The sequence below is a fragment of the Yoonia sp. 72 genome (genome assembly GCF_034652275.1).
Lineage (GTDB): Bacteria > Pseudomonadota > Alphaproteobacteria > Rhodobacterales > Rhodobacteraceae > Yoonia.
Genome location: NZ_JAXIWG010000001.1, coordinates 479973 through 505642, shown reverse-complemented (window position 1 = coordinate 505642; position 25670 = coordinate 479973). Strand labels below are relative to the sequence as shown.

Sequence of the window (25670 nt, the reverse complement as noted above, 5' to 3'; positions counted from 1 at the left end):
GCGTCATGGCCAAAAAACCCACCACCAAGAACACCTCCGGACGCGGACAGCGTGACCTGCATGTCAAGGTCAAGACGGCGCGCGGGCGCAAGCTGTCCTCGACCCAGTGGCTGCAGCGGCAGTTGAACGACCCTTACGTCAAACGCGCAAAGGCGGACGGGTATCGGGGCAGGGCGGCGTACAAGATCCTCGAACTTGACGACAAATACCGCTTTCTGGTGCCGGGGGCGCGGATCGTCGATCTGGGCTGTGCGCCCGGTGGCTGGCTGCAGGTGGCCGTAAAGCGCGCCAATGCCCTTGGCGAGCGGACCTCCAAGGCGCAGGGCTATGTGCTGGGCATCGACCTGCAGGAGGTGGACCCGATCCCCGGGGCCGAGATTTACCAGCTGGATTTCATGGCCGATGATGCCGATCAACAGGTACGCGAGTGGCTGGGCGGCAATGCGGATGTGGTGATGTCGGATATGGCGGCCTCTGCGTCGGGGCATAAGCAGACCGATCACAACCGCATCATCGCGCTGTGTGAAGCGGCGGCGCATTTCGCGTTCGACGTGCTGAACGAAGGCGGCACCTTTGTCGCCAAGGTGCTGGCCGGTGGCGCAGAGGGTGATCTGCAAAAACTGCTCAAGGCGCGGTTCGAGAAGGTCGCCAATGTCAAACCGCCTGCGTCGCGGTCGGACAGCTCGGAGAAATTCGTCGTGGCGACCGGGTTCAAAGGCCGTGAAAGCGCCGGCTGACGCCGGTTTTTTGAGTATTTTTGGAAAAAAGAAGTAGGGGCCGCGTGCGGTCAGGCCTGTCCTGCTTCCCAGATGCCGAATTCTGCCGTGCGCTTTTCTTGCAGATGCGCCAGCACGTCGTCCGACAGCGTCAGCTGCATTTGTGGCGAGACGTTCTTTTGTTTCAGCGCAAGGGTCAGTGCGAGCCGGTGTTCGAGGAAGGCTGTCACCTTGTCCCAGGCTTCATAACGGAAGAGATGTTGCACGCCGATCTCGCCGTCATTGATGCGCAGGAATTTGTTCTGCGACCCGACTGCGGCAAATGGCGCGGGATCAGGCTTGCAGTATTCCACCACGAAATCGTCGAAACTGATCCCGCGCGTGCTGTTTTCATGGCCCGCCAGATCGTCGCGCGTGCGGTACCGGTACCAGCTGCCAAGCCACGACACCGGATGGCGCACGATCGCCATCAATTCGGGGGTCTGCCCGCCCGCCTGCACGAAAAACGGCCGCAGGAATCGTTTGTAGCGATAGCAGGGCGCATGTTTGAGCTGTGGCGGATCGCGCAGCACCATCGCGGCATGCGGGGCGAGTGCACCCTCGAGCGCGGTCGAGCCGGTTTTCGGTACCGCCAGCAGAACAAGGTTTTCTTTCCAGAAAACAAGCATTTACACCTATTCCTTGTACGATTGTGCGATCTTTGGCGCCTCAATCCTTCCTTAACCAATTGCAAAGGATAGTGGGACAGGAAATTTAAGTTGCAATGTTCACGTTTTGATCCCATGTAATACGGAACATAGGGCGAACAAAGCAGTGATTGCCCCCCGGCGGGGTGCGTGGAATAAGGACAGGGTAGATGGCAACGGCAGATCTTTTGAAAATGATGGACAAGAAAACCGCAGACAAGGAAAAGGCGCTGGAAAGTGCCTTGGCCCAGATCGAACGCCAGTTCGGCAAAGGCTCGATCATGAAACTGGGCGGTCAAAACCAGATGCCCGAGATCGAGGCGACCTCGACCGGATCGCTGGGGCTGGATATCGCGCTGGGGATCGGCGGTCTGCCCAAAGGCCGTGTGATTGAAATCTACGGCCCTGAATCCTCGGGCAAGACGACGCTGACGCTGCATTCCATCGCGGAAGAGCAGAAAAAGGGCGGGATTTGCGCTTTTGTGGACGCCGAACATGCGCTGGACCCGCAATATGCCAAGAAACTTGGCGTGAACCTAGATGAATTGCTGATCTCGCAGCCTGACACGGGCGAGCAGGCGCTGGAAATCGTCGATACGCTCGTGCGGTCAGGCGCCGTGTCGCTGGTGGTGGTTGATTCTGTCGCAGCACTGACACCCAAATCCGAGCTTGAAGGCGATATGGGTGACAGTTCGGTCGGCGTGCATGCTCGCCTGATGAGCCAGGCCATGCGCAAGCTGACGGGGTCGATCAACCGTTCCGGCTGTATGGTGATTTTCATCAACCAGATCCGCATGAAGATCGGCGTGATGTTCGGCAGCCCCGAGACGACGACAGGTGGCAATGCGCTGAAATTCTACGCTTCTGTCCGGCTCGATATCCGCCGTATCGGTGCGATCAAGGACCGTGACGAGGTGGTGGGTAATGCCACGCGCGTCAAAGTGGTCAAGAACAAGGTCGCGCCGCCGTTCAAACAGGTTGAATTCGACATCATGTATGGCGAAGGCATTTCCAAGACCGGCGAATTGCTGGATCTGGGCGTCAAGGCTGGCGTGGTCGAAAAGTCGGGTGCTTGGTTCAGCTATGGCGATGAACGGATCGGGCAGGGGCGTGAAAACTCCAAACTGTTCCTTAAGGAAAACCCCAAGATCGCCAACGAGATTGAGGACAAGATCCGCGCGGCCCACGGTCTCGACTTCGCGATGAGCGACAGCGACGGCCCCGCCGACGACGATATCGTCGAGATGTAAGGATTTGGGGGCGCGCGGTTTCCGCTGCGCGCCCGCCTTTGCGAAAAACACGCGCGACCATGACGCCCTCATGCGGTCTATCGGTGGACACTGGCCTGCGGCACCGCTATTTCTGCCGCTGACCAGACATTTTCCGTGAAAGCGCGCCATGACCAGCCTTGCTGATATCCGTTCGACCTTTCTGAATTATTTTGAAAAACAGGGGCATCGGATCGTCCCGTCAAGCCCGCTTGTGCCGCGCAACGACCCCACGCTGATGTTTACCAATTCCGGCATGGTGCAGTTCAAGAACCTGTTCACAGGCGTTGAAACGCGCGACTACCAGCGCGCGACCTCCAGCCAGAAATGCGTGCGCGCTGGCGGCAAGCACAACGATCTGGATAATGTGGGCTATACTGCGCGCCACCACACCTTTTTCGAGATGCTGGGCAATTTCAGCTTTGGCGATTACTTCAAATCCGATGCGATCCCTTTTGCATGGGAATTGCTGACCCGCGACTTCGGTATCGACAAATCGCGCCTGCTGACCACCGTTTATCACACCGATGACGAGGCGTTTGAGCTGTGGAAAAAGATCGGCGTGCCCGAGGACCGGATCATCCGCATCCCGACTGACGACAATTTCTGGCGCATGGGGCCGACGGGCCCCTGCGGCCCGTGCACCGAGATTTTCTATGACCACGGCGATCATATCTGGGGCGGCCCTCCCGGATCGGCCGAGGAAGATGGCGACCGGTTCATCGAGATCTGGAACGTCGTTTTCATGCAGAACGAGCAGTTCGAGGACGGGTCGATGCGCCCGCTCGACATGCAGTCGATTGACACCGGCATGGGCCTGGAACGGATCGGCGCGCTGTTGCAGGGCAAGCATGACAACTACGACACGGACGTGATGCGCGCGCTGATCGAGGCGTCGGCCCATGCAACATCGAGCGACCCCGACGGCCCCGGCAACACACATCACCGCGTGATCGCGGACCATCTGCGGTCCACCTCGTTCCTGATCGCCGAAGGTGTGCTGCCATCGAACGAAGGGCGCGGCTATGTGCTGCGCCGGATCATGCGCCGCGCCATGCGCCATGCGCATCTTCTGGGGGCCAAGGACCCTGTGATGCACCGTCTGGTGCCTGCCTTGGTGCAGCAGATGGGTGCGGCCTATCCGGAACTCGGCCAAGGCCAGCGCCTGATCGAAGAAACGCTGATGAACGAGGAAATCCGGTTCAAACAGACGCTGGATCGCGGTTTGAAACTGCTGGATGACGAACTGGCAGGCTTGCCCGATGATGCCGCCCTGCCGGGTGAAGCCGCGTTCAAGCTTTATGACACCTACGGCTTTCCGCTGGACCTGACGCAGGATGCCTTGCGCGAAAAAGGCCGCAGCGTTGACACCGACGGGTTCGACGCCGCCATGGCCGCGCAAAAGGCCAAAGCCCGCGCCGCATGGTCGGGCACGGGCGAGGCTGCGGATAGCGCGATCTGGTTCGATGTCGCCGATGTGGCAGGCCCGACCGATTTTCTGGGCTATGACAGCCTTGATGTCGAAGGCCAGATCAAGGCACTGGTCGCCGATGGCGCGATGGTCCAGCAAGCGGGTGGCGCGGTGCAGATCGTGCTGAACCAGACCTCGTTCTATGCCGAATCCGGCGGGCAGGTCGGCGATGCGGGCATTCTGCAGACCGAAACTGGCATGGCGCAGATCACCGACACCAAAAAGGTTGCCGGTGTCTTCATCCATTTCGCCACTGTGACCAGCGGCACGATTGCTGTGGGGCAGGGCGCGGCCCTGCGCGTGGATGCAGGCCGTCGCGCGGCCATTCAGGCGAACCATTCCGCAACCCACCTGCTGAACGAGGCTTTGCGCGAACGGCTGGGCGATCATATCGCGCAGCGCGGGTCGCTGAACGCGCCCGACCGGTTGCGGTTCGATTTCAGCCATACCAAGGCCCTCAGCGCGGATGAACTCGCGCAGATCGAACGCGATGTGAACACATTGATCCGGCAAAACACCCGCGTCGAAACCCGTATTATGGCGCCCGACGATGCCCGCGCGCTTGGCGCGCAGGCGCTGTTCGGTGAAAAATACGGCGACGAGGTGCGCGTTGTGTCCATGGGCCGCAAGGACGGGTCCGGAAAGGGGGCGGCGGGCAATACCTATTCGCTGGAACTCTGCGGTGGCACGCATGTGCGCCAGTTGGGGGAAATCGGCGTATTTGTCGCTTTGGGCGATGCCGCCTCAAGCGCTGGTGTCCGCCGGATCGAGGCGCTGACAGGGCAGGCAGCCCTTGATTACCTGCGCGCGCAGGATCAACGGCTGGCAGATGTCGCCGCCGCGCTGAAAGCTCCAACAACGGAGGTCGCGGACCGCGTCAAGGCGCTGATGGACGAACGCCGCGCGCTCGCCAACGAGGTCGCGCAATTGCGCCGCGAGCTCGCCATGGGCGGCGGCGCGCAGGGGGCTTCACCGGCCACGCAGATCAACGGTATCGCGTTTCACGCGCAGGTCTTGTCAGGTGTCACCGGCAAGGACCTGCCGTCGCTCATCGACCAGATCAAGGCCGATCTGGGCAGCGGCATCGTGCTGCTGATCGCCGACACCGGCGACAAGGCGGCTGTTGCCGTGGGCGTCACGGCGGACCTGACCGCGCGCGTCTCGGCTGTCGATATCTTGCGGGCAGTCACACCGGAACTGGGCGGCAAGGGCGGCGGTGGCCGTCCCGATATGGCGCAAGGCGGTGGTGCCTCGGCCGAAAACGCAGATGCTGCTATCGCTGCTGCAAAATCACTGTTGGAGAACCTGTAATGACCGCACTCTGGATCGCTCATGTCAAAGTCACCGATGACGCAGCTTACGGCGAATATGCCAAGCGTGCCACGGTGGCCATTGCGGATCATGGCGGGGTCTTCCTCGCCCGCGGTGGCGCCTATGAACAGCTGGAAGGGCCAGACCGGCCCCGCAACGTCGTGGCCCGCTTTCCCAGCCTGCAGGCCGCGCATGACTGCTATCATTCGGCCGCGTATCAAGAGGCGCTGAGCTATGCCAAAGGGGCCAGCCAGCGCGAGCTTTGCATCGTCGAAGAAATCGCCTGACATGAAAAAGCCGGGGCGCTGATTGCCCCGGCTTCTTTCCATCTTCCGAGAAAAAATATCCCCGCCGGAGGCGTCGCGCTGGTCAGACCAGCGCGAAACAGCATCACGCGCTGCGGGCGTTTTTCTTGCGCTCATGCGGATCAAGAAACCGCTTGCGCAGCCGGATCGCATTGGGCGTGACCTCGACCAATTCATCGTCGTCGATATAGGCAATCGCCTGTTCCAGCGACATGGTGACAGGCGTTGTCAGGCGCACCGCCTCGTCCGTGCCCGAGGCGCGGACGTTGGTCAGTTGCTTGCCTTTCAGCGGGTTCACTTCCAGGTCGTTGTCGCGGTTGTGTTCGCCGATAATCATGCCGGTATAGACAGCTTCCTGCGCGCCGATAAAGAACTTGCCGCGGTCTTCCAGTTTCCACAGCGCATAGGACACCGAGGTGCCGTTCTCCATCGAGATCAGAACCCCCTGACGGCGGCCTTCGATCTTGCCTTTGAAGGGCGCCCAGCCGTGGAACAGCCGGTTGAGGATGCCCGAGCCGCGCGTATCGGTCAGGAATTCGCCGTGATAGCCGATCAGTCCGCGTGACGGCACATGCGCGATGATGCGGGTCTTGCCGGCACCGGCGGGTTTCATCTCGACCAATTCGCCCTTGCGGGGGCCGGTCAGCTTTTCGACGACCGCACCCGTGTATTCGTCATCCACGTCAATCGTGGCTTCCTCGATCGGTTCGTGGCGGACGCCGTCGATATCCTTGAAAATCACCTGCGGGCGGGAAATCGAAAGCTCGAACCCTTCGCGGCGCATGTTCTCGATCAGCACGCCCATTTGCAATTCGCCACGGCCAGACACTTCGAACGCATCGCCCATGGCGGTATCGGCAACCTTGATCGCGACATTGACTTCGGCTTCGCGCATCAGACGTTCGCGGATGACGCGACTTTGCACTTTTTTGCCATCGCGCCCTGCAAGCGGGCTGTCGTTGATGCCAAAAGTCACGGTGATGGTCGGCGGATCGATGGGCTGCGCGGGAATCGGCACGTCGATCGACATGTCGCAGATCGTATCTGCGACGGTCGCCTTGGTCATGCCGGCTAGCGTAACGATATCACCCGCCTCGGCCACATCGATAGGCTGCTGGCTCAACCCGCGGAAGGCGAGGATCTTGGACACGCGGAACTGTTCCAGCTTGTCGCCATTGCGCGACAGCGCCTTGACGGTTTCGCCCGCGCGCAATGTGCCCGCCTCGACGCGGCCTGTCAGAATGCGCCCGATGAACGGATCGGCCGACAGGGTGGTGGCCAGCATCTGGAAAGGCTCGTCGCGGCGGCTGATCTGGGCAGGCATCGGGACGTGCTGGAGCACTTTGTCGAACAGCGCGGACAGGTCCTTGCGCGGGCCGTCAAGCTGCTCGTCACACCAGCCTGCACGACCGGAAGCGTACATCACTGGGAAATCAAGCTGTTCATCGGTGGCTTCTAGTGCTGCAAACAGGTCGAACACGTCATCGACGGCCTGATCGGGTTCGCCGTCGGCCTTGTCCACCTTGTTGACGACAACGATGGGGCGCAGCCCAAGCGCCAGCGCCTTGGAGGTGACGAATTTCGTCTGAGGCATCGGCCCTTCGGCGGCATCGACCAGCAGGACGACACCGTCAACCATCGACAGGATGCGTTCGACTTCACCGCCGAAATCGGCGTGGCCGGGGGTATCGACGATGTTGATCCGCGTGCCTTTCCATTCGACAGATGTGCATTTTGCCAGAATGGTGATGCCGCGTTCGCGTTCGATGTCGTTGCTGTCCATCGCGCGTTCGGTCGTCGCCTCGTTCTCGCGATAGACGCCGGATTGTTTCAAAAGTTCGTCGACAAGCGTTGTCTTGCCGTGGTCAACGTGCGCGATGATCGCGATATTGCGGATATCCATGGGTCAGCCTTATGGGAAATTTAGCTGCGCGATACCGTGCAATCGCAGCAAAAGCCACCCCTTAATCGCAGCACTGCGTCAGTGCGACGAAGTCTGCGAGAAAAGATGGATCACAAGGATGCCGCATAGGATCATCCCGATCCCGATAACGGCCGGCAGATCGAGCCTTTGGCCGAACACCAGATAGCCGATCACTGCGATCATCACGATCCCCAGCCCCGACCACATCGCATAGACGACACCCACCGGCATGAACCGCAGCGTCAGCGCCAGCAGATAGAACAACACGCCATAGGCGACGACGACGATCACCGACGGCCAGAGCCGCGTGAACTGCTGGCTGGCCTGCAGCGCCGTGGTGCCGATGGTCTCGGCGATGATTGCGAAAATCAGGAGGAAATAGTGAACGGGCATGCTCCGCGTGTAGCGCGCAAATTACGCGCTGTCATCTGCAATCATGCGCCGAAATGATGTCTCCACCGTCGGATTCGAGAGCTATTAAATCGCTCTTTTTGCATGTGTCGGTATGTCGCGGTAATTGTCTTGGTTATCTCGCGGAATACCGCCTAGCCTATTAACACTTTATTAACCTTTTAGGAGAACTGATGCCCAGATTCTATATTTTCCCGTCTTTCATGTTGGCCGCCGCTGTTGTGGCTGGCTGTTCTTCCGGCTCTTCGACCCCCGGTGGCGATACAGTTGTGCAACTGAGTTTTGGCACGGAGAGCGAAACCGAGTCCTCCAACGGTCAGCCATTTGCGAATGAAATCGCCCTCGTCAACGGCGCTCCGGCGCCTGGAGAAGGCTTTGACGATGCAGGTTAGGTTCTCTTGGTCACGCGGTCAACCGACGGGACCAGCGATGAAATCGTCATCAATCTGTCCAATGCAAATTACAGCATCGACCGCGGGGAAAACCCCGATGGCGGTGCTGACGGATCATTCAACCTTGAAATCAACGGCGAAACGCTTGAATTCACAGCGACACCGGGTTCGTTCTTCCCTCTGGTAGCCACGGGTGGTGATGGCACGAACTATGAGCTTCGCCCGAACACCGGCAGTGTGTTTTCATCGACCAACCTGATCTCAATCATTGGTGGCGACGATGAGGGTCCGTTCGGGTTGTATACGTTCGGCTTTGAAACGAATCCGGCAAATCTGCCGACGGATGGCAGTGTGAACTACGCTGGCGAATTGGCTGGAGAGACTTTCTCGGATGGTGAGGCCAGCAGCATCACCGGATCAGTGCGCTTTACGGCGCGTTTCGGTGACAGCCGCATCCTTGGCGATGCCAGCGTGAATGGCGGCGATGGGACATTCGAATTCGACATTCTCGAAACGAATATCGTTGGAAATGGATTTACCACAACGACGACGTTGACCAACTGCCCTGATCTCATTGTTTGCGCACCGTCGGCGACCCAAATCGGTGGCACTTTCTTCGGGCCTGACGGGTCTGAAATCAGCGGTCTTGCCGTGATCGACGAGACGATCGCTGGCGACAGAATTATCGGCGCTGCGGGCTATACCGCCACTCGCCAAACCGACTAGGCGCGATACAGCGTTGCGTCAAAAGGGGCGGCTTCGGCCGCCCTTTTTTCATCCTTGTGCCCTAGCGCCCGGTATAGCGGTCCGGCCGATGGTTCGTCGCGATGATCAGGTTCGCGACCACTGCCCCCGCCAGCGAGAACAGCACCAGCCGTGGCGCGATCACGGCGAAGGCGGCGGCGAAGAGGCACAGATCAAAGATCAACTGCGTATAGCCAGCCCGGAAGCCTGTTTTTTCCTGCAACCACAGCACCAGCACGCCAATGCCGCCAAGGCTCGCGCCGTGGCGGAACAGGACGATCAGCCCAAGCCCGATGACGGCCCCGATCAGCATCGCGCCCAGCACCGGGTCGAGCTGGGCAAAGGTGATCCAGCGCGGGAAGAGCTCCGACAGGACCGAGACGAGGGCAACGCAGACAAAGCTCTTGATCGTGAACCGCGGGCCCATTTTGACCCAGGCCAGCCAGTAGAACGGCAGGTTGACGGCAAAGAACACGATCCCGAACGACACGCCCGTCGCGTAGGACAACAGCACCGCCAGCCCCGCCGTCTGCCCCGTCACCAGCCCCAGATGGGTCAGCATAGTGACGCCCAGCGCGCACATGGCCGTGCCCAACGCAAAGGCTTGTGCATCTTCGAGGTGGGTATGCGGGGCGGGGGGGCTGATCGTCTCGGTCATGGGTGGCCGTTACTGAAGAAGCGACGGCGCAGCAAGCGCTTCATGAAAAAAAGGGGGGCCAACCGGCCCCCCTTTGCATTACATCGCGGCGTTGAGGTTCTCGTCGACTTTCTCGAGGAACCCTTCGGTCGTCAGCCATTTCTGGTCGGGGCCGACCAGCAGGGCAAGATCCTTGGTCATGAAGCCGCTTTCGACTGTATCCACAGTGACCTTTTCCAGCGTCGTGGCAAAGTTCATCAACTGTGTGTTGCCATCGAGTTTCGCGCGGTGCTTCAACCCGCCGGTCCAGGCAAAGATCGACGCGATGGAGTTGGTCGATGTCGCCTTGCCTGCTTGATGCTGACGGTAATGGCGGGTGACCGTGCCGTGGGCGGCTTCGGCCTCGACGATCTTGCCATCGGGGGTCATCAGCGCGGAGGTCATGAGGCCGAGCGAGCCAAAGCCCTGTGCGACAGTATCGGACTGCACGTCGCCGTCGTAGTTTTTACAGGCCCAGACGAATTTGCCGGACCATTTCATCGCGGCGGCGACCATATCGTCGATCAGGCGGTGTTCGTAGGTGATGCCCGCAGCTTTGAACTTGTCCTCGAATTCTTCCTCGAACACCTTCTGGAACAGATCCTTGAAGCGGCCGTCATAGGCTTTCAGGATCGTGTTCTTGGTGGACAGATAGACCGGCCAGCCCAGGTTCAGGCCATAGTTCAACGATGCGCGGGCAAAGTCGATGATGCTTTCGTCAAGGTTGTACATACCCATCGCCACACCGGCACCGGGGCTGTCATAGACGACTTTTTCAATGACTGTGCCGTCGTCGCCCACAAACTTCATCGTCAGCTGGCCTTTGCCGGGCATCAGGAAATCGGTGGCTTTGTACTGGTCGCCAAAGGCGTGACGGCCGATGACGATCGGGTCGGTCCAGCCGGGCACAAGGCGGGGCACGTTTTTGCAGATGATCGGCGCGCGGAACACCACGCCGCCCAAGATGTTGCGGATCGTCCCGTTGGGGCTGCGCCACATCTGTTTGAGGCCGAATTCCTCGACGCGCTGTTCATCAGGGGTGATGGTCGCGCATTTGACGCCGACACCGTATTTCTTGATCGCTTCGGCGGCGTCCACGGTGATCTGGTCATTGGTTTCGTCGCGGACTTCCATGCCCAGATCGTAGTATTTCAGATCCACGTCCAGATAGGGCAGGATCAGTTTTTTCTTGATGAAATCCCAGATGATCCGGGTCATTTCATCGCCGTCAAGCTCGACGACCGGGTTCTCTACCTTGATCTTGGACATTCTATACCTCTTTGGCGTGGATTCTGCGCCGCTCATAGCGCAAAACCGGCCCTACGGGAAGGGCTGTATGCATTTGTATACTGAAAAAGAGGCGAGGTTGCAGCGCAAAACAGACGCGCAGGGCGGCGCGTCTGTCGGTGGTTGCCGATGCTGCGGCGCAATCAGTAGCGCGTGCGCGACCGTTCGCGCGAGGGCAATTCACCCGCATGGTCGAGCGCACCCGAAGGCGCCGTCTTGCGCGCCTTGTCCGCCATATCGCCCTTGCCGCTGCTGGCGTCGGGGTCGTGCGGGTGCAACGCGCTGCCGCCCTCCATCATCTCGTTTTGGGATGCGGCGTTTTCTGTCTTGGTGGCCAGCGCCTTCTGGGACAGGTCGTGCTGCGTCGGTGCGGGCTGGTCGGCTGCCTCGGCAGATCCGGATTTTGCCTGTCGTGCCTCACGCTCTGCCGTCACGCGGTCAAGGGCGGCATTGAGGTAGTCATGCTTGCTGAGCGTGCCGTCATTACGACTGGCGGGCGTGGCGCCTGCGGGGGCAGCTTTTGCACGCGCTTCGCGGCCCTGCCTGTCGGCGATGTCGCGTGCGCGGTTGCGCCGCGCGCGCAGACGCTGGATCAGGTCTGACAAGGCGTTGTCGGGCAAGGTGGCCAGTGCCGGGTTGCGGGACTGGTTGGCCATCTCCATTTCCTCGGCGTCCAAGGCGCGTCGTTCCTGATCGGTGGCGGGTGCATTGGGGTCTTGCGGGTTGGTCATTGTCACGCTCCGTTCTTTGCGATGTTGGAAGACCAACGCCGCAAACAATGAACGGTTCCGTTTTCGCGGGGCCTGCGTCCTCTGACACCGGGCCTTGCTGCGAGGGGTGCTGTCACGCGGCCTGTGCCGGTGACGCATGGTAGGCCCGGCAGGACTTGAACCCGCAACCAAAGCGTTATGAGCGCTCTGCTCTGACCAATTGAGCTACAGGCCCCCTGAACGGTGGGTAATTGGCGCTGTGCCGATGGTCAAGCGTTTCGCATGTGGGGGCGTCGAAAAGAACTTTTGGCCTCCGGCGGGGATATTTATGCTCGAACGATGCACAGGAGGGCGTTGCGCGGGCGGCGGGCTTGCGCTAACCGCAGGTCAACCAGACAGCGGGGTGCCCCAGATGACGAAGAATGGCCTGACTTACGCGGATGCGGGGGTCGATATCGACGCGGGCAATACGCTGGTGGAACGGATCAAGCCTGCGGCCAAGCGCACGGCACGGTCCGGCGTGATGGCGGGGCTGGGCGGGTTCGGCGCGCTTTTCGATCTCAAGGATGCGGGTTACGTGGACCCGATTCTTGTCGCCGCGACCGATGGTGTGGGGACCAAACTGCGGATCGCGATTGACACGGGCCATGTCGATACGATCGGGATCGATCTGGTGGCGATGTGTGTCAACGATCTGGTCTGTCAAGGGGCGGAGCCGCTCTTTTTTCTGGACTATTTCGCCACCGGCAAGCTGGAACTGGATCAGGCGACGCGGATCATAAACGGGATTGCGGCGGGGTGCGAAGCCTCGGGCTGCGCGCTGATCGGCGGCGAGACGGCGGAAATGCCGGGCATGTATCACAAGGGCGATTTCGATCTGGCTGGCTTTGCTGTGGGCGCGATGGAACGCGGCGCTGACCTGCCGCGCGACGTGGTGGCGGGCGATGTGCTGCTGGGGCTTGCCTCCGATGGTGTGCATTCCAACGGCTATTCGCTGGTGCGCCGGATTGTGGATGTGTCGGGGCTGGGCTGGGACGATGCCGCACCATTTGCGGAAGGGTCTTTGGGTGAGGCGCTTTTGACGCCCACCCGCCTTTATGTGCAGCCCGCGCTGGCCGCCGTGCGGGCAGGGGGCGTGCATGCGCTGGCCCATATCACCGGTGGCGGGCTGACCGAAAACCTGCCGCGTGTGCTGCCTGACGATCTGGGCGCGGATATCGATCTGGGGTCGTGGGCCTTGCCGCCTGTGTTTGCATGGCTGGTGCAGACCGGTGGCATGGCGCAGGCCGAACTGCTCAAGACCTTCAACGCCGGAATCGGCATGGTGCTGGTCGTCGATGCCGCCCGCGCCGAGGCATTGAGCGCGCTGCTGACAGAGGCAGGCGAGACGGTCCACCGCATCGGCACCCTCACCGAGGGCGCGGGCATCCGCTATACAGGCGCGCTTGTGTGACCAAAAGGGTTGCGATCCTGATTTCTGGCGGCGGGTCCAATATGGTCGCGCTGGTCAAATCCATGACCGGCGACCATCCCGCGCGGCCTGTGCTGGTGCTGTCCAATGATCCGGCAGCGGGCGGGCTGGCGAAGGCCCGCGACCTTGGCGTGCCGACCGCTGTTGTCGATCACAAAGCCTATGCCAAGGACCGCGCCGCATTCGAGGTGGCCTTACACGCGGCCTTGCTGGAGGTTGAGCCCGATATCATCTGCCTTGCCGGTTTCATGCGTATTCTGGGGGCAGAATTCATCCGGCAGTGGGAAGGGCGCATCCTGAATATCCACCCATCGCTTTTGCCGAAATATCGCGGGTTGCACACCCATGCCCGCGCGCTGGAGGCAGGCGACACCCACCACGGCTGTACCGTGCATCAGGTGACGGCCGCGCTCGATGACGGGCCGGTGCTGGGGCAGGCGCGGATGCGCGTTTTGCCGGGTGACACGCCCGAGACGCTGGCCGCGCGCCTGCTGCCGCTGGAACATGCGCTTTATCCGGCGGTCCTGCGCCGTTTTGCGGCAGGCGCGACTGTCCCTGTCATGCTGGAAGGCTGATCTTTTCATTGCCGGCCCGATGCCCTATCACGCTGGGATACAAATGACGGAATTGGCATGAAGATCATCACCACCACCGACGCACTGGCCGCCTTTTGCCGAGAGGCTGCCAAACGCCCCTACGTGACCGTCGACACCGAGTTCCTGCGCGAACGCACCTATTTTTCCAAGCTTTGCCTTGTGCAGATGGCCTACCGCGATGTGGCGGGCGAGGATGCGGTGCTGGTCGATCCGTTGGCCGAGGGGATCGCGCTTGATCCGCTTTACGACTTGTTCCGTGATCCCGCAGTGGTCAAGGTATTCCATGCCGCCCGTCAGGACCTGGAGATTTTCCATGTCGATGCGGGCCTGATACCCGCGCCTTTGTTCGACACACAGGTCGCCGCGATGGTTTGCGGGTTCGGCGAACAGGCGGGATACGAGACATTGGTGCGCAAGATCGCCAAGGCGGAGGTGGACAAATCGTCCCGTTTCACTGACTGGTCGCGCCGTCCGTTGACCGACGCGCAGGCGGAATATGCGCTGGCTGATGTCACCCACCTGCGCGATGTTTATGAGTACTTGTCCGCGCGTCTGGCCAAGACGGGCCGCGCGAAATGGGTGGCCGAGGAAATGGCGGTGCTCAACGACCCTGCGACCTATCAGTCCAACCCCGACGAGGCATGGATGCGGGTCAAGACGCGCACCCAGTCAGGCCGCTTTCTGGCTATCGTGCGCGAACTGGCGCGGTTCCGCGAAATCTATGCGCAGGAACGCGACATTCCGCGCAGCCGTGTCTATAAAGATGATGCACTGGTTGAACTTGCCTCGACCAAGCCCGTGAATGAACAGGATCTTGGCCGGTCCCGTCTTCTGCTGCGTGAAGCCCGCAAGGGCGAGATTGCCGAAGGCATCCTTGCCAGTATCAAGGCAGGGTTGGAGACCAAACCCGGCGATCTGCCGCAGCCCGATCTCAGCCGCGCCAAGTTGCAGGTCAATCCCGCGCTGGCCGATATGCTGCGTGTCCTGCTCAAGGCCGTGACGGATGATGCGGGTGTCGCGCCCAAGCTCATCGCCTCGTCAAGTGATCTGGATGCTTTGGCGGCAGGCGAACGCGATGTGCCGGCGCTGAAAGGCTGGCGCAACGAAGTTTTTGGCAATGCGGCCTTGCAGCTTTGCGAGGGCAAGGTGGGGCTGGCTGTCAAAGGGCAAAAGGTGGTCACTGTCCCGCTTTAGACTAGATCAGGCATGACCCGAGGAAAGCAGATATGACCAACCCCGCCTTTGAAGAGCTTGTCGAGACGTTCGAATTCCTTGACGATTGGGAAGACCGCTATCGCCATGTGATCGACATGGGCAAGGCGATGGACCCGCTGGAAGAGGCTTTGCGCGTGCCTGCGACCAAGGTCGACGGTTGCGCCAGTCAGGTCTGGCTGGTCCCCCAGATCAAGGACGGTGTGTTCACCTTTCGCGGCGAAAGCGACGCGATGATTGTGCGTGGGCTGATTGCGGTCTTGCGTACTCTTTACGATGACCAGCCGGTGGCCGAGGTGGTCAAGATCGACGCGCCAGCCGCCCTTGGCCGCTTGGGGCTGAACGATCATCTGTCGGCGCAACGGTCCAACGGTTTGCGCGCCATGGTGGAACGGATCAGGCAGACAGCGGCGGCGGCGCTGTAATAGCGCCAAGGGCTGTGGCCAGATCGCCGTAGCCGGTATAGCGCCGCTCGAACGCCAGACCCAGACGCGCGGCGCAGTCCTGTGCCTTGGAGGTCAGGGCCGCATCATCCGTCTGCGCCTGATAGACCAGTTTTTCGTAATTGCCGAAATACATGTCCCGCAGGGCGGGGTGTTTGTGCAGGCCAAGCGGTTCCCAGACAAAGGCGTCAAACTGGCGGACCAGAAAGTCGGTCAGGTAGAAGGCCGTGATCTCGTCGCGGGCGGCAAAGGCATCGACCCCTTCGAAAAAGGCATAGCAATGCGGCCCCGCAACCATCCGCAGGCCCATGTCGTCGCAAGCTGCCTGCAACAGCCCGCCCGTGCCGCAATCGGCGTAGACGACAAAGATGTCGTGGTAATTCGCACCATGTTTGGCGGCAGCGTCCCGCAGGGCGGGGATGATGCGGTCGGGGTGGTTGTGCAGGATCGCGGGCAGGCAGTGCAGATCCAGATGCGACCAGTTGTTTGCAGCCTTGAGCGCAAGAATCTCGCGCGCCAAAGCCCCGCAGGCGATCAGCAGGATCTGGCCCTGTCCGGCAGGGGGCAGGCCGTCATGGCTGAGGGTTGCGTCACTGATCACGGCGGCGGCGGCGCAGCAGGATGCTGGCCAGAAGCACCACGATACTGATGGCCGCAAGGCCGAGCATCGGCGTGAGGCCCGCGGCACCCGCGGCCCAGGCCCCGAGTGCGATGGTCACACCAGAGGCCGCGATCACAGCGACCAGAAGGATGGCAAGTTTTTCAATCGGCATCGGCGTTCTCCTATGATCCATAGGTAAGACCCGATGCCGCCCCGTTAAAGGGTCAGGCGTGGACCGCACCCTGATTATGCTTGCGCGCAACCAGTGTTTTGGCGGTTTCCACCGCAACGGCGGCATCGCGGCAATAGGCGTCGGCCCCGATGGCGCGGCCGAATTCTTCGTTCAGGGGGGCACCGCCCACCAGCACGATATAATCGTCGCGCACGCCCTTTTCGACCAGCGTGTCGATCACGACCTTCATGTAAGGCATCGTGGTCGTCAGCAGGGCGGACATGCCAAGGATATCAGGCTGTTCAGCCTCAAGCGCGCCCATGTAGGATTCGACGGAATTGTTGATGCCAAGGTCGATGACCTCGAATCCCGCGCCTTCCATCATCATGCCGACAAGGTTCTTGCCAATGTCGTGGATGTCGCCTTTGACGGTACCGATCACCATCTTGCCGACGCGCGGTGCGCCTGTCGCGATCAACAGCGGCTTGAGGATGAACATGCCGCCTTTCATCGCATTGGCGGCCAGCAGCACCTCTGGGACGAAAAGAATCCCGTCGCGGAAATCGTGGCCCACGATGGTCATGCCGCCGACAAGCGCCTCTGTCAGGACGCGGTAAGGGGTCCAGCCGCGTTCGATCAGGATGTTGACGCCTTCCTCGATCTCTTCCTTCATGCCGTCGTAAAGGTCGTCGTACATCTGCGCGACAAGATCTTCGTCGCTCAGTTCGGAAAGGATGATTTCGTCGTCTTGGTCGGACATGGGAACCCTCATGAAAGTCGTTGTCCCTGTAGTGCGCCTAATTGCGGCCGTCCACCCGATGAATTGCGACATTCACCGTCGCGGGACCGACGCGGGCTTGCCAGTGTTCTGCATTTGTTCCAGAATGCGGCATGACCGATGATCTGACCCTCCGTTCCCACCGCGCCAAGGGGCGCGCCGCCCTTGGCAATCCGGCTGTCCGGTTCGACCGATTGTCGGCCGAGGCGGTGGATGACGGCTGGTATCAGGACGACGATCTGCCCGTCCTGCGCACCACGGTCAGCGAGGAAATGATCGGCAAGGTCATCACGCGCAACACCTCGCCCGACCTGTCGTTCGACCGTTCGATCAACCCCTATCGCGGTTGCGAACATGGCTGCATCTATTGTTTCGCACGGCCGAGCCATGCGTTTCTGGGCCTCTCACCGGGGCTGGACTTTGAAACCAAGCTGATCGCGCGCCCCAATGCGGCAGAGCAGTTGCGCAAGGAGCTGTCAAACCCGCGCTATGTGCCTGCGATCATCGCCATCGGCACCAATACCGACCCTTACCAACCGATTGAAAAGGAACGGCGAATCATGCGCGCGGTGCTGGAGGTGCTGCGCGATTTCAACCATCCCGTTGCCATCGTGACCAAAGGCACGCTGATCGCGCGCGATTGCGATATTCTGGGCGACATGGCGGCCAAGGGGCTGGTGCGCGTGGGTGTGTCTGTCACCACGCTGGACCCTGCGATTTCCCGCGCGATGGAACCGCGTGTGCCGCTGCCAGCCGCACGGCTGCGGGTGATCCGTACGCTGACCGATGCGGGGATTCCGGTGCGCGTGATGGCCTCGCCCTTGGTGCCTGCGCTGACGGATCACGAGCTGGAGGCGATTTTGGAGGCGGCGCAGGGCGCGGGGGCTGTCGCCGCATCCTGCATCATGCTGCGCCTGCCGCGCGAGGTGGCGGGGCTGTTTCAGGACTGGCTGGAGGCGCATTTTCCCGACCGTGCCGCGCGGGTGATGGGGCGGGTGCGCGCCTTGCACGGCGGGCGCGATTACGATCCCGAGTTCGGCAAGCGGATGACGGGGCAGGGTGTCTGGGCCAAGATCACGCAGGAGCGGTTCAAGCTGGCCGCGGCACGGCTGGGGCTGGACCGGACGCTGCCGCCGTTGCGCACGGACCTGTTCGCCAGACCGCCGCAGAAGGGCGATCAGCTGACGTTGTTTTAAGATTGGGCGAGGCCCCGGGTCAGGCCCGGGGCGGGCACTGCCCGACAGGATCAGTCGCGTTTGGCGCGGCGGCCACGGCGGGGGGCGGCCTCTGGCCCTGCACCATCGGTGCCGTCCGAGGCCGAGGAGAAGCCACCAAGGGCTGCGGTGATCGCGTCTAACGTGGGCGACGTGCCTTTTGGCCGGGTCTCCAAGGCTTCACGCATCGCGCGCAAGTGGTCGGGCGTGGTGCCGCAGCAGCCGCCGATAATCGTGGCCCCGCTGTCGCGCGCCAGCACCGCGTAATCGGCCATCAGTTCGGGCGTGCCGTCGTAATGGATATGCCCGTCGTGGTATTTCGGGATGCCCGCATTGCCCTTGGCGATCAGGGGCAGGGTGGGGCCAGCGGCAGCAAAGCCCAGAACGGTGCGCAGAAGATCCGAGGCACCAGTGCCGCAGTTGGCGCCGAACGCCAGCGGCTGATGCGTGAGCTTGCCGACCTTTTTGACCATATCAGCAGAGGTCAAGCCCATCATCGTGCGTCCCGCGGTATCAAAACTCATCGTGCCGCACCACGGCATGCCTGCCAGCGCAAAGGCTTCGGCGGCAGCGGCGAATTCTTCGGCGGCAGAGATGGTTTCGACCCAGAGCACATCCGCGCCGCCTGCCTTCAGCCCTTCGGCCTGTTCGTGGAACATTTCCACTGCGCGTTCGTGGGTCAGCGTGCCCATCGGCGTCATGATCTCGCCGGTGGGACCGACAGACCCGGCAACCACGATGGTCCGGCCGGAAGCATCCGCGATCTCGCGGCCAATGGCGGCTGCGACCTTGTTGAGTTCATGGACCTGATTTTCCGCGCCATGCAGTTTGAGCCGCGAGGCATTGCCGCCGAAACTGTTGGTCAGGAAAATGTCGCTGCCTGCATCTGCGGCCCCCTTATAGAGCGTGCGGATCTTGGCGGGTTCTTCAAGGTTCCACATCTCGGGCGCGTCGCCCGACATCAGCCCCATGTTGAACAGATTGGTGCCCGTCGCCCCGTCGGCCATCAGCCAGTCGCGGGTTTCAAGCAGCTTGGACAGGGCGTTGGTCATGGCAGGGTCTTTTCAGGCAAGGGTAAAGATCAGATTTCAGTCATCAGTTGCGCCTTGGCCTCGGCCATCAGCGAAACCATCTTGGCGCGGATCGTGGCCTCATCAGCGCGCGCGCCCAGATCGCCCGATACCTTGCGGAACACATCCTCGTCCCCGGCTTCCTCGAAATCGGATTTCACGACCTCGACGGCATAGGCCGCAGCCTCGTCGCCGGATTTGCCCATGAGGTCGGCGGCCCAAAGCCCGAGCAGCTTGTTGCGCCGCGCTTCGGCCTTGAACTGCATTTCGGCGTCATGGGCGAATTTGGCCTCGAAGGCCTGTTTGCGGTCATCAAAGGTGGACATGGCACATACCTCGGCTTTGGTGGAACGGTTGCGTCAGATATGCCCGCACAGGTGCTTGCCCGCAAGGGGTGCTTGCACTAAGAGGCGAGGATGACAGCGCCGCGCACGGGCGCACAAGTGGTAAGGGGTCAGCATGGCGCGCCGCAAAAAGATTTATGAAGGCAAGGCGAAGATCCTGTATGAAGGCCCTGAACCGGGAACGCTGGTACAGTATTTCAAGGATGACGCCACCGCCTTCAACGCCGAAAAGCGCGCGGTGATCGAGGGCAAGGGCGTGCTGAACAACCGCCTGAGCGAGTTTTTCATGACCGGCCTCGGCCAGATCGGAATCCCGACGCATTTCATCCGCCGCCTGAACATGCGCGAACAGCTGATCCGGCAGGTCGAGATCATTCCGCTTGAAATCATCGTGCGCAACGTGGCCGCCGGCTCGATGGCCAAACGCATGGGGATCGAGGAAGGCATGCAACTGCCACGCCCGATCGTGGAATTTTCCTACAAGGATGACGCGCTGGGTGATCCGCTGGTGCCCGAGGAATATATCATCGCCTTTGGCTGGGCCAGCCAGCAGGACATGGACGATATCGTCAGCCTTGCGCTGCGGGTGAACGACTGGATGTCCGGTGTCATGTACGGCGTCGGCATCAAGCTGGTCGATTTCAAGATCGAGGTCGGCCGCGTCTGGGACAACGAATTCCCCCGTCTGCTGCTGGCCGACGAGATCAGCCCCGACAGTTGCCGCTTGTGGGATATTGAGACGGGCCAGAAGCTAGACAAGGACGTTTTCCGCCGCGATCTGGGCAATCTGACCGATGCCTATACAGAGGTCGCCCGCCGTCTGGGCGTGATGCCGTCCAATGTCACGCACCGCCCCAAACCCACATTGATCAACTAAAGCGAGGCGAGGCCATGAAGGCGCGTGTTTATGTGATGCTAAAGACCGGCGTTCTGGACCCACAGGGCGAGGCCGTGCGCCACGCGTTGGCAAGCCTTGGCTTTGACGGGGTGCAGGGCGTGCGGCAGGGCAAGCTGATCGAGCTTGATCTGGCCGACGGCACGGATGAGGCGACCATCGCGCAGATGTGCGACAAGCTGCTCGCCAATACTGTGATCGAAAGCTACCGGATCGAGGTGCTTTAAGATGCGCGCTGCCGTCGTCGTCTTCCCCGGTTCCAACTGTGACCGCGACATGGCTGTCGCCCTGCGTGCGGCTGGTGCCGATGTGACCATGGTCTGGCACAAGGACGCGAGCCTGCCCGACGCTGTCGATCTGGTCGCCATTCCGGGCGGGTTTTCCTTTGGCGATTACCTGCGCTGCGGCGCCATTGCCGCGCAATCGCCGATCTGTCGCGCGGTCGTCGCCCATGCAGACCGTGGCGGCTATGTGCTGGGCGTATGCAACGGGTTTCAGGTGCTGACCGAAACCCGCCTCTTGCCGGGCGCCTTGATGCGCAATGCGAACCTCAAGTTCATCTGCAAGACCGTTGATCTGGTTGTGGAAACTGTGGATACCGCGTTCACCACAGGTTACCAAGCTGGGCAGGCGATCCGGCTGCCTGTGGCGCATCACGACGGCAATTACACCGTGGATCCCGACCAGCTTGCGCGGTTGCAGGGCGAGGACCGGATCGCGTTCCGCTATGCGCAGCCTTTGAACGGGTCGGTGGCGGGTATTGCGGGCCTTGTTTCTGACAACCGGCGTGTGCTGGGCATGATGCCGCACCCCGAACGGGCGGTGGATGCGGGACATGGCGGCACCGACGGACAGGCGCTTTTCCGCGAACTGATCGGGCAGGTCGTCGCGACCTGACCTTTGAGAGTTGCCGCGCAGGCCCGCTGGCCGTAAAGTCTGGCGATGGTTGATACTGTGCCACAAGGGTCGAAACGCGCTGTGCGCCGCTGGTATCTGCGGGTCGCACTTGGCTTGTTCACGGTGTTTGCGGCCAGTGTGATGTATGTCACCAACGAATTGATGACGCAGCGCTATACCGAGACGATCAGCAACCGCTCTGAGCTGCGCCTTGCCCTTTACAGTGCCAATCTGATGAGCGAACTGCAGCGCAATTCGGTCGTCCCGCAGCTTCTGGCGCGTGATCCCGAACTGATCAGCGCGCTGAACAGCAGTGATTATTCGCGCTCAACGGCGCGGCTTTTGTCTTTTGTCGATGAAATCGGGGCGGCATCCCTGACCTTGCTCGACAGCAATGGCCGCGCGGTCGCAGCGACCAACCGCAACGAACTGGGCGTCAATCACAGCGAGCGTCCGTATTTCGTCAACGCCTTGCGCAGCAACCGTACGGTCTATTCGACCTACAGGATGGATACCGGCGCCTATGCCTTTATCTATTCGCGGATGATCGAATCCAACGGGCAGGTGCTTGGCACGATCATGGTGCAGGTCGATGTGGGCCGGATGGAACGGGGCTGGGCGGGGGTGACGGATGCCGTTTTCGTCACCGATGCGGACGGCACCATCATCATGTCGACAGAGCCTCTTTGGCGCGGCCTGCAGGAACGCGATGCATTGGCGCGCCAACCTGCATCTTCTGCCATCGAACGGGCGCTGCGTGCGACGCAAAGCTGGGCCATGTCCCCCGCAGAGGCGTATCTGCGCGGCGAGGCCGTGCTGCGCCGCGAGGCGCGCGTGCCCCATCAGGGATGGCGGATTGTCAATTTCACCACCTACGATTCGGTGCGTGAAAAGGTGAACGGTATCCTTGCTTTGCAAGTGATGGGTTTCGCGATCATTCTGGCGGTCAGTTTCTGGGTCATGTCGCGCCAGACAGCATCGCGGTTGGTCCTGTTCCAGCGCGAATCGGCGGAACTGCGCGCATTGAACCGCCGTTTGCAGCGGGAAATCGCCGAACGCGAAAAGGTCGAAAAGACGCTTCAGGTCGCCGAACAGACCATCGCGCAATCCTCGAAACTTGCCGCACTGGGCGAGATGTCGGCGGCGGTCAGCCATGAATTGAACCAGCCCCTCGCCGCGATGAAAACCTATCTGGCGGGTGCGCGCCTGCTGTTGCAGCGCCAGCGCCCCGAAGAAGCTTTGTCATCCTTCCAGCGCATTGATGATTTGCTGGAACGGATGGGCGCGATCACGCGGCAGTTGAAATCCTATGCGCGCAAAGGGTCCGACGCGTTCGAGCCTGTGGACACACGCGCTGCCGTGTCATCCGCGCTGGCGATGATGGAACCGCAACTGAAAACGCGGTCGGTCAATATCATCCGCACGCTGCCCACCGATCCGGTAATGATCATGGGCGACAGGTTGCGGCTGGAACAGGTCATCATCAACCTGTTGCGCAATGCGCTGGATGCGACCAAGACATCCGCCAACCCCACGATCGAGATCCTTCTGGCGGCGGGTGATACCGTCAGCCTGCAGATCCATGACAATGGCGAAGGGATCGAAAATCTCGATGAATTGTTTGAACCGTTCTACACCACCAAACAGCCCGGCGACGGGGTGGGGCTGGGGCTTGCTATCTCCTCGGGGATCGTGAACGACCTAGGCGGCAGGCTCACCGCCCGTAACGCGGCGGATGGTGGCGCGATATTTGAAGTCCAGTTGCCGGCCTATATTCAGGGCCAGGCAGCGGCAGAATAGGAAGACAAGATGAGCAAAGTCATGAAGATCGCAATCGTCGACGACGAAAAGGACATGCGCCAGTCGATCAGCCAGTGGCTGGCCCTGTCAGGCTTTGACACCGAAACCTTTGCCAGCGCCGAAGAGGCGCTTAAAGGGCTGGGCAGCGACTATCCCGGCATCGTGGTCAGCGACATCAAGATGCCCGGCATGGACGGGATGCAGTTTCTCAAAAAGCTCAAGGGCGTGGACAGCACCTTGCCCGTGATCATGATCACGGGCCACGGCGATGTGCCGATGGCGGTCGAGGCGATGCGGATCGGGGCCTTCGATTTTCTGGAAAAGCCGTTCAACCCCGACCGGATGACCGAACTGGCCAAGAAGGCCACGACTGCGCGCCGCCTGACGCTGGATAACCGCGCGCTGCGTAAGGAATTGTCGGACGGCACCTCGCTGATGAAAAAACTCATCGGCCAGTCGCCCAGCATGGAACGGCTGAAAGAGGATATCCTCGATCTGGGGCAGGCCGATGGCCATGTCCTGATCGAAGGCGAAACCGGCACCGGCAAGACGCTGGTCGCGCATGCGCTGCATGCCGTGGGCGCGCGGGCCAACCGCAAATTCGTGCTGCTCAGCTGTTCGGCCTATGACGAAGACACGCTAACGCGCATCATCTTCGGCCCCGCGCATGACGACGAACCGATCCCCGCCATCGAAGAAGCGCGCGGCGGCACGCTGGTGCTCGAAGATATCGAAGCACTCAGCCATGCCTTGCAAGCGCGGCTTTTGACCGCAATCAACGATCAGGGCACGCCTGCGGAAACCCGCATCGTCGCGATCTGCAACCTGCAAGAACAGGACAAGACCTGCGAAAGCGTGCTGCGCCCCGATCTGTTCTACCGCCTTGCGGCCTTGCGGATCACCGTGCCGCCGCTGCGCCAGCGCGGCGAGGATATCCTGACGCTGTTCACACGGCTCAGCGAACAATTCGCCGATGAATACGGCTGCGACGCCCCGCAGGTCAGCGCGCAGGAAGCCGCCCAGCTGTTGCAGGCCCCATGGCCCGGCAATGTGCGCCAGCTGATCAACGTGGCCGAACGCGCCGTGCTGCAAAACCGGCGCGGCAGCGGGTCCATCGCCTCGCTTTTGATGACCGAAACCGAGGATTCCAAATCCGCGATGACAACCGAAGGCAAACCGCTCAAGGAATTTGTCGAGGCGTTCGAGCGGATGCTGATCGACAACACCATGCGGCGGCATCGCGGGTCGATCGTCGCGGTGATGGACGAATTGTGCCTGCCGCGCCGGACGTTGAACGAAAAGATGGCGAAATACAGCCTGCAACGGTCCGATTACCTGTCCTGATGGGTGAAAGCACCAGCCTTGGCCTGGCTTTGGTGCTGGGTGCCGTGACCTATGGCATCCTGGTGCTGTATCTTGCGGCTGGCCTTGTCATCTTTTGGCTTTTGATGCGGCGGCGCTGGATCATCGGCGGGGGCGGTGCCATCGCCCTGCTGTTTGTCGCGACGGTCCCTTGGTGGCAGGCGCGACAGGCAGCGCTGGCCGAGGCCGCCGCAGTCTTCACCAATGACAGAACCGGTCCTTTACCCTCTGCCGACAGCTTTAGTCTGGTCGTGGTGGAAGAGGACCCGATGGGCATTGCCACCTTTCCCTTTGTGCGCGCCTTGACGGCATCGGGCGCTGTCCGTGAACTGGGATGGGCTGATTTCGCCTGGCGCGACGACAATGGCACGATCGTCGCGCCGTTCTGGCAGGCGGATGCGGATTACACCTACCGTGTCGATATCGACGCCAGTGGCAACTGGCTTGCGGATTTCGATGCAACCGTGACGGCCCCCGACCTTGTGCTGCTGTCCGTGCGCGAATGGGACGATCCGGATCACGCGGGCCAGACCTACACCAGCGGGCAGGTGACAAGGTTCATCCTGTTTGCGGCGCAAGGACAGTCCGTCTCACTGAAGGACGACCGTCTGTGGCAGGCGCACCGCTATGACACCGATGTGCCGTCTTTTCCCTATAACCCCAATAACACCGTCTATTATCCGGTACGCGGGACCGATGACGTGCTGGCAGACCTGGTGCGCACGATCTGTCAGGCCGCGCGGGATTGCGACCCCCAAGCCCTGGACGCGCAGCTGGCAGATATGGCGCCTTAGGGCGCGCGCGCAAAATATCGTTGTAATCGGCCCGCAGGTTCCCCTATGTATGAATTACGGATGCTCGTGCGTTGGTTGCACGGTGTTGTCCGATCGAGATTCTCTGCCCGAAGCTGGTTT

At 61.3% G+C, this 25670-nt stretch carries 28 protein-coding genes and 1 tRNA gene; 17 read left to right on the top strand and 12 right to left on the bottom strand.

From position 1 onward, the window contains the following. Window positions 1–5: 5 nt before the first annotated feature. Window positions 6–737, top strand: a complete 732-nt coding sequence (locus VCK47_RS02660; RefSeq protein ID WP_322889175.1) for an RlmE family RNA methyltransferase — start codon at window positions 6–8, stop codon at window positions 735–737. Between the two features lie 50 nt (window positions 738–787). Here the strand turns inward: VCK47_RS02660 and VCK47_RS02655 are convergent, their stop codons facing one another. Beyond that, window positions 788–1384 carry a gamma-glutamyl kinase gene (locus tag VCK47_RS02655; protein ID WP_322889174.1) on the bottom strand — a complete coding sequence of 199 codons (597 nt, stop codon included), beginning with the start codon at window positions 1382–1384 and terminating at the stop codon, window positions 788–790. A gap of 188 nt (window positions 1385–1572) precedes the next feature. Here VCK47_RS02655 and recA point away from each other — a divergent pair, with 188 nt between their 5' ends. The 3 genes from recA (at window position 1573) to VCK47_RS02640 (ending at window position 5739) form a co-directional block, all read left to right on the top strand. Next, window positions 1573–2652 carry a recombinase RecA gene (recA, locus tag VCK47_RS02650; protein ID WP_322889173.1) on the top strand — a complete coding sequence of 360 codons (1080 nt, stop codon included), beginning with the start codon at window positions 1573–1575 and terminating at the stop codon, window positions 2650–2652. A gap of 148 nt (window positions 2653–2800) precedes the next feature. After that, window positions 2801–5452, top strand: a complete 2652-nt coding sequence (gene alaS, locus VCK47_RS02645) for an alanine--tRNA ligase (RefSeq protein WP_322889172.1) — start codon at window positions 2801–2803, stop codon at window positions 5450–5452. Next, complete coding sequence (locus VCK47_RS02640) at window positions 5452–5739, top strand: DUF1330 domain-containing protein (protein WP_322889171.1); 288 nt, start codon at window positions 5452–5454, stop codon at window positions 5737–5739. Before alaS ends, VCK47_RS02640 begins: the two co-directional genes overlap by 1 nt. A gap of 103 nt (window positions 5740–5842) precedes the next feature. Here the strand turns inward: VCK47_RS02640 and typA are convergent, their stop codons facing one another. Both typA and VCK47_RS02630 read right to left on the bottom strand, forming a co-directional pair. Further along, entirely contained in the window at window positions 5843–7660 is a 1818-nt protein-coding gene (gene typA, locus VCK47_RS02635; RefSeq protein ID WP_322889170.1) for a translational GTPase TypA, read from the bottom strand. Window positions 7661–7738: 78 nt separating this feature from the next. Next, window positions 7739–8074, bottom strand: coding sequence for an SMR family transporter (locus tag VCK47_RS02630; RefSeq protein ID WP_322889169.1), 336 nt, complete (start codon window positions 8072–8074; stop codon window positions 7739–7741). A gap of 191 nt (window positions 8075–8265) precedes the next feature. On the opposite strand from VCK47_RS02630, the gene VCK47_RS02625 reads away from it, so the two are divergent. Continuing rightward, the gene (locus tag VCK47_RS02625) at window positions 8266–8484 is read left to right on the top strand and encodes a hypothetical protein (RefSeq protein WP_322889168.1); all 219 of its coding nucleotides are present in this window, start codon (window positions 8266–8268) and stop codon (window positions 8482–8484) included. A gap of 6 nt (window positions 8485–8490) precedes the next feature. Beyond that, window positions 8491–9210 (top strand): transferrin-binding protein-like solute binding protein, encoded by a 720-nt coding sequence (locus tag VCK47_RS02620; protein WP_322889167.1) that lies wholly within the window; start codon window positions 8491–8493, stop codon window positions 9208–9210. A gap of 61 nt (window positions 9211–9271) precedes the next feature. Here VCK47_RS02620 and VCK47_RS02615 read toward each other — a convergent pair whose 3' ends face one another. The 4 genes from VCK47_RS02615 to VCK47_RS02600 all read right to left on the bottom strand — a co-directional run bounded on the left by VCK47_RS02615 (window position 9272) and on the right by VCK47_RS02600 (window position 12136). Beyond that, a complete protein-coding gene (locus tag VCK47_RS02615; RefSeq protein ID WP_322889166.1) occupies window positions 9272–9886 on the bottom strand; it encodes a YitT family protein in 615 nt (204 codons plus the stop codon). Between the two features lie 78 nt (window positions 9887–9964). Further along, complete coding sequence (locus VCK47_RS02610; protein WP_322889165.1) at window positions 9965–11173, bottom strand: NADP-dependent isocitrate dehydrogenase; 1209 nt, start codon at window positions 11171–11173, stop codon at window positions 9965–9967. Between the two features lie 161 nt (window positions 11174–11334). After that, entirely contained in the window at window positions 11335–11922 is a 588-nt protein-coding gene (locus VCK47_RS02605) for a hypothetical protein (RefSeq protein WP_322889164.1), read from the bottom strand. A 137-nt stretch (window positions 11923–12059) separates the two neighbouring features. Further along, window positions 12060–12136 (bottom strand) — tRNA-Ile (locus VCK47_RS02600). Window positions 12137–12313: 177 nt separating this feature from the next. Here VCK47_RS02600 and purM point away from each other — a divergent pair. Genes purM through VCK47_RS02580 form a run of 4 tightly spaced genes read left to right on the top strand, consistent with a single transcriptional unit; the run spans window position 12314 to window position 15605 of the window. Continuing rightward, the gene (gene purM / locus VCK47_RS02595; RefSeq protein WP_322889163.1) at window positions 12314–13354 is read left to right on the top strand and encodes a phosphoribosylformylglycinamidine cyclo-ligase; all 1041 of its coding nucleotides are present in this window, start codon (window positions 12314–12316) and stop codon (window positions 13352–13354) included. After that, on the top strand, window positions 13351–13947 hold the full coding sequence (gene purN, locus VCK47_RS02590; protein WP_322889162.1) for a phosphoribosylglycinamide formyltransferase: 597 nt from the start codon (window positions 13351–13353) through the stop codon (window positions 13945–13947). Before purM ends, purN begins: the two co-directional genes overlap by 4 nt. Window positions 13948–14004: 57 nt before the next feature. Further along, window positions 14005–15162 carry a ribonuclease D gene (gene rnd / locus VCK47_RS02585; RefSeq protein WP_322889161.1) on the top strand — a complete coding sequence of 386 codons (1158 nt, stop codon included), beginning with the start codon at window positions 14005–14007 and terminating at the stop codon, window positions 15160–15162. Between the two features lie 32 nt (window positions 15163–15194). Next, window positions 15195–15605: a SufE family protein gene (locus VCK47_RS02580; RefSeq protein WP_019955127.1), complete on the top strand. Its 411-nt coding sequence runs from the start codon at window positions 15195–15197 to the stop codon at window positions 15603–15605. On the opposite strand, the gene VCK47_RS02575 is transcribed toward VCK47_RS02580, so the two are convergent. The 3 genes from VCK47_RS02575 to VCK47_RS02565 are packed head-to-tail and all read right to left on the bottom strand — an operon-like array spanning window position 15577 to window position 17156. Then, entirely contained in the window at window positions 15577–16224 is a 648-nt protein-coding gene (locus VCK47_RS02575; RefSeq protein WP_322889160.1) for a DUF1638 domain-containing protein, read from the bottom strand. The two genes, VCK47_RS02580 and VCK47_RS02575, sit on opposite strands and share 29 nt — an antisense overlap. Next, window positions 16214–16396 carry a hypothetical protein gene (locus VCK47_RS02570; protein WP_322889159.1) on the bottom strand — a complete coding sequence of 61 codons (183 nt, stop codon included), beginning with the start codon at window positions 16394–16396 and terminating at the stop codon, window positions 16214–16216. Before VCK47_RS02570 ends, VCK47_RS02575 begins: the two co-directional genes overlap by 11 nt. Window positions 16397–16448: 52 nt before the next feature. After that, window positions 16449–17156: a B12-binding domain-containing protein gene (locus VCK47_RS02565; protein ID WP_322889158.1), complete on the bottom strand. Its 708-nt coding sequence runs from the start codon at window positions 17154–17156 to the stop codon at window positions 16449–16451. Between the two features lie 131 nt (window positions 17157–17287). Between VCK47_RS02565 and VCK47_RS02560 the strand changes: the two genes are divergently transcribed. Beyond that, window positions 17288–18370 (top strand): PA0069 family radical SAM protein, encoded by a 1083-nt coding sequence (locus VCK47_RS02560; RefSeq protein WP_322889157.1) that lies wholly within the window; start codon window positions 17288–17290, stop codon window positions 18368–18370. A gap of 50 nt (window positions 18371–18420) precedes the next feature. Here VCK47_RS02560 and bmt read toward each other — a convergent pair whose 3' ends face one another. Both bmt and VCK47_RS02550 read right to left on the bottom strand, forming a co-directional pair. After that, window positions 18421–19440, bottom strand: a complete 1020-nt coding sequence (gene bmt / locus VCK47_RS02555; protein WP_322889156.1) for a betaine--homocysteine S-methyltransferase — start codon at window positions 19438–19440, stop codon at window positions 18421–18423. A gap of 29 nt (window positions 19441–19469) precedes the next feature. Then, on the bottom strand, window positions 19470–19784 hold the full coding sequence (locus VCK47_RS02550; RefSeq protein WP_322889155.1) for a DUF1476 domain-containing protein: 315 nt from the start codon (window positions 19782–19784) through the stop codon (window positions 19470–19472). Between the two features lie 133 nt (window positions 19785–19917). Between VCK47_RS02550 and purC the strand changes: the two genes are divergently transcribed. Genes purC through VCK47_RS02520 form a run of 6 tightly spaced genes read left to right on the top strand, consistent with a single transcriptional unit; the run spans window position 19918 to window position 25550 of the window. Continuing rightward, the gene (purC, locus tag VCK47_RS02545; protein ID WP_322889154.1) at window positions 19918–20679 is read left to right on the top strand and encodes a phosphoribosylaminoimidazolesuccinocarboxamide synthase; all 762 of its coding nucleotides are present in this window, start codon (window positions 19918–19920) and stop codon (window positions 20677–20679) included. A 14-nt stretch (window positions 20680–20693) separates the two neighbouring features. Then, window positions 20694–20924 carry a phosphoribosylformylglycinamidine synthase subunit PurS gene (purS, locus tag VCK47_RS02540; RefSeq protein WP_322889153.1) on the top strand — a complete coding sequence of 77 codons (231 nt, stop codon included), beginning with the start codon at window positions 20694–20696 and terminating at the stop codon, window positions 20922–20924. A 1-nt stretch (window position 20925) separates the two neighbouring features. Next, window positions 20926–21594, top strand: a complete 669-nt coding sequence (gene purQ, locus VCK47_RS02535; protein WP_322889152.1) for a phosphoribosylformylglycinamidine synthase subunit PurQ — start codon at window positions 20926–20928, stop codon at window positions 21592–21594. A gap of 45 nt (window positions 21595–21639) precedes the next feature. Then, the gene (locus tag VCK47_RS02530; protein WP_322889151.1) at window positions 21640–23394 is read left to right on the top strand and encodes a sensor histidine kinase; all 1755 of its coding nucleotides are present in this window, start codon (window positions 21640–21642) and stop codon (window positions 23392–23394) included. Between the two features lie 9 nt (window positions 23395–23403). Continuing rightward, complete coding sequence (locus tag VCK47_RS02525) at window positions 23404–24738, top strand: sigma-54 dependent transcriptional regulator (RefSeq protein WP_322889150.1); 1335 nt, start codon at window positions 23404–23406, stop codon at window positions 24736–24738. Next, on the top strand, window positions 24738–25550 hold the full coding sequence (locus VCK47_RS02520) for a hypothetical protein (protein WP_322889149.1): 813 nt from the start codon (window positions 24738–24740) through the stop codon (window positions 25548–25550). The genes VCK47_RS02525 and VCK47_RS02520 overlap by 1 nt, the downstream gene beginning before the upstream one ends. Window positions 25551–25670 lie beyond the last annotated feature (120 nt).

Excerpts from the sequence above, each read along its gene's own strand:
- VCK47_RS02530 (WP_322889151.1), top strand. The coding sequence starts at position 21,640 with ATGGTTGATACTGTGCCACAAGGGTCGAAACGCGCTGTGCGCCGCTGG.
- rnd (WP_322889161.1), top strand. The coding sequence starts at position 14,005 with ATGAAGATCATCACCACCACCGACGCACTGGCCGCCTTTTGCCGAGAG.
- purS (WP_322889153.1), top strand. The coding sequence starts at position 20,694 with ATGAAGGCGCGTGTTTATGTGATGCTAAAGACCGGCGTTCTGGACCCA.
- VCK47_RS02615 (WP_322889166.1), bottom strand. The coding sequence starts at position 9,886 with ATGACCGAGACGATCAGCCCCCCCGCCCCGCATACCCACCTCGAAGAT.
- bmt (WP_322889156.1), bottom strand. The coding sequence starts at position 19,440 with ATGACCAACGCCCTGTCCAAGCTGCTTGAAACCCGCGACTGGCTGATG.
- VCK47_RS02660 (WP_322889175.1), top strand. The coding sequence starts at position 6 with ATGGCCAAAAAACCCACCACCAAGAACACCTCCGGACGCGGACAGCGT.
- VCK47_RS02605 (WP_322889164.1), bottom strand. The coding sequence starts at position 11,922 with ATGACCAACCCGCAAGACCCCAATGCACCCGCCACCGATCAGGAACGA.
- purQ (WP_322889152.1), top strand. The coding sequence starts at position 20,926 with ATGCGCGCTGCCGTCGTCGTCTTCCCCGGTTCCAACTGTGACCGCGAC.
- VCK47_RS02625 (WP_322889168.1), top strand. The coding sequence starts at position 8,266 with ATGCCCAGATTCTATATTTTCCCGTCTTTCATGTTGGCCGCCGCTGTT.
- VCK47_RS02640 (WP_322889171.1), top strand. The coding sequence starts at position 5,452 with ATGACCGCACTCTGGATCGCTCATGTCAAAGTCACCGATGACGCAGCT.
- typA (WP_322889170.1), bottom strand. The coding sequence starts at position 7,660 with ATGGATATCCGCAATATCGCGATCATCGCGCACGTTGACCACGGCAAG.
- VCK47_RS02520 (WP_322889149.1), top strand. The coding sequence starts at position 24,738 with ATGGGTGAAAGCACCAGCCTTGGCCTGGCTTTGGTGCTGGGTGCCGTG.
- alaS (WP_322889172.1), top strand. The coding sequence starts at position 2,801 with ATGACCAGCCTTGCTGATATCCGTTCGACCTTTCTGAATTATTTTGAA.
- VCK47_RS02570 (WP_322889159.1), bottom strand. The coding sequence starts at position 16,396 with ATGCCGATTGAAAAACTTGCCATCCTTCTGGTCGCTGTGATCGCGGCC.
- recA (WP_322889173.1), top strand. The coding sequence starts at position 1,573 with ATGGCAACGGCAGATCTTTTGAAAATGATGGACAAGAAAACCGCAGAC.
- VCK47_RS02560 (WP_322889157.1), top strand. The coding sequence starts at position 17,288 with ATGACCGATGATCTGACCCTCCGTTCCCACCGCGCCAAGGGGCGCGCC.
- purC (WP_322889154.1), top strand. The coding sequence starts at position 19,918 with ATGGCGCGCCGCAAAAAGATTTATGAAGGCAAGGCGAAGATCCTGTAT.
- purM (WP_322889163.1), top strand. The coding sequence starts at position 12,314 with ATGACGAAGAATGGCCTGACTTACGCGGATGCGGGGGTCGATATCGAC.
- VCK47_RS02610 (WP_322889165.1), bottom strand. The coding sequence starts at position 11,173 with ATGTCCAAGATCAAGGTAGAGAACCCGGTCGTCGAGCTTGACGGCGAT.
- VCK47_RS02630 (WP_322889169.1), bottom strand. The coding sequence starts at position 8,074 with ATGCCCGTTCACTATTTCCTCCTGATTTTCGCAATCATCGCCGAGACC.
- VCK47_RS02655 (WP_322889174.1), bottom strand. The coding sequence starts at position 1,384 with ATGCTTGTTTTCTGGAAAGAAAACCTTGTTCTGCTGGCGGTACCGAAA.
- VCK47_RS02550 (WP_322889155.1), bottom strand. The coding sequence starts at position 19,784 with ATGTCCACCTTTGATGACCGCAAACAGGCCTTCGAGGCCAAATTCGCC.
- VCK47_RS02580 (WP_019955127.1), top strand. The coding sequence starts at position 15,195 with ATGACCAACCCCGCCTTTGAAGAGCTTGTCGAGACGTTCGAATTCCTT.
- VCK47_RS02525 (WP_322889150.1), top strand. The coding sequence starts at position 23,404 with ATGAGCAAAGTCATGAAGATCGCAATCGTCGACGACGAAAAGGACATG.
- VCK47_RS02565 (WP_322889158.1), bottom strand. The coding sequence starts at position 17,156 with ATGTCCGACCAAGACGACGAAATCATCCTTTCCGAACTGAGCGACGAA.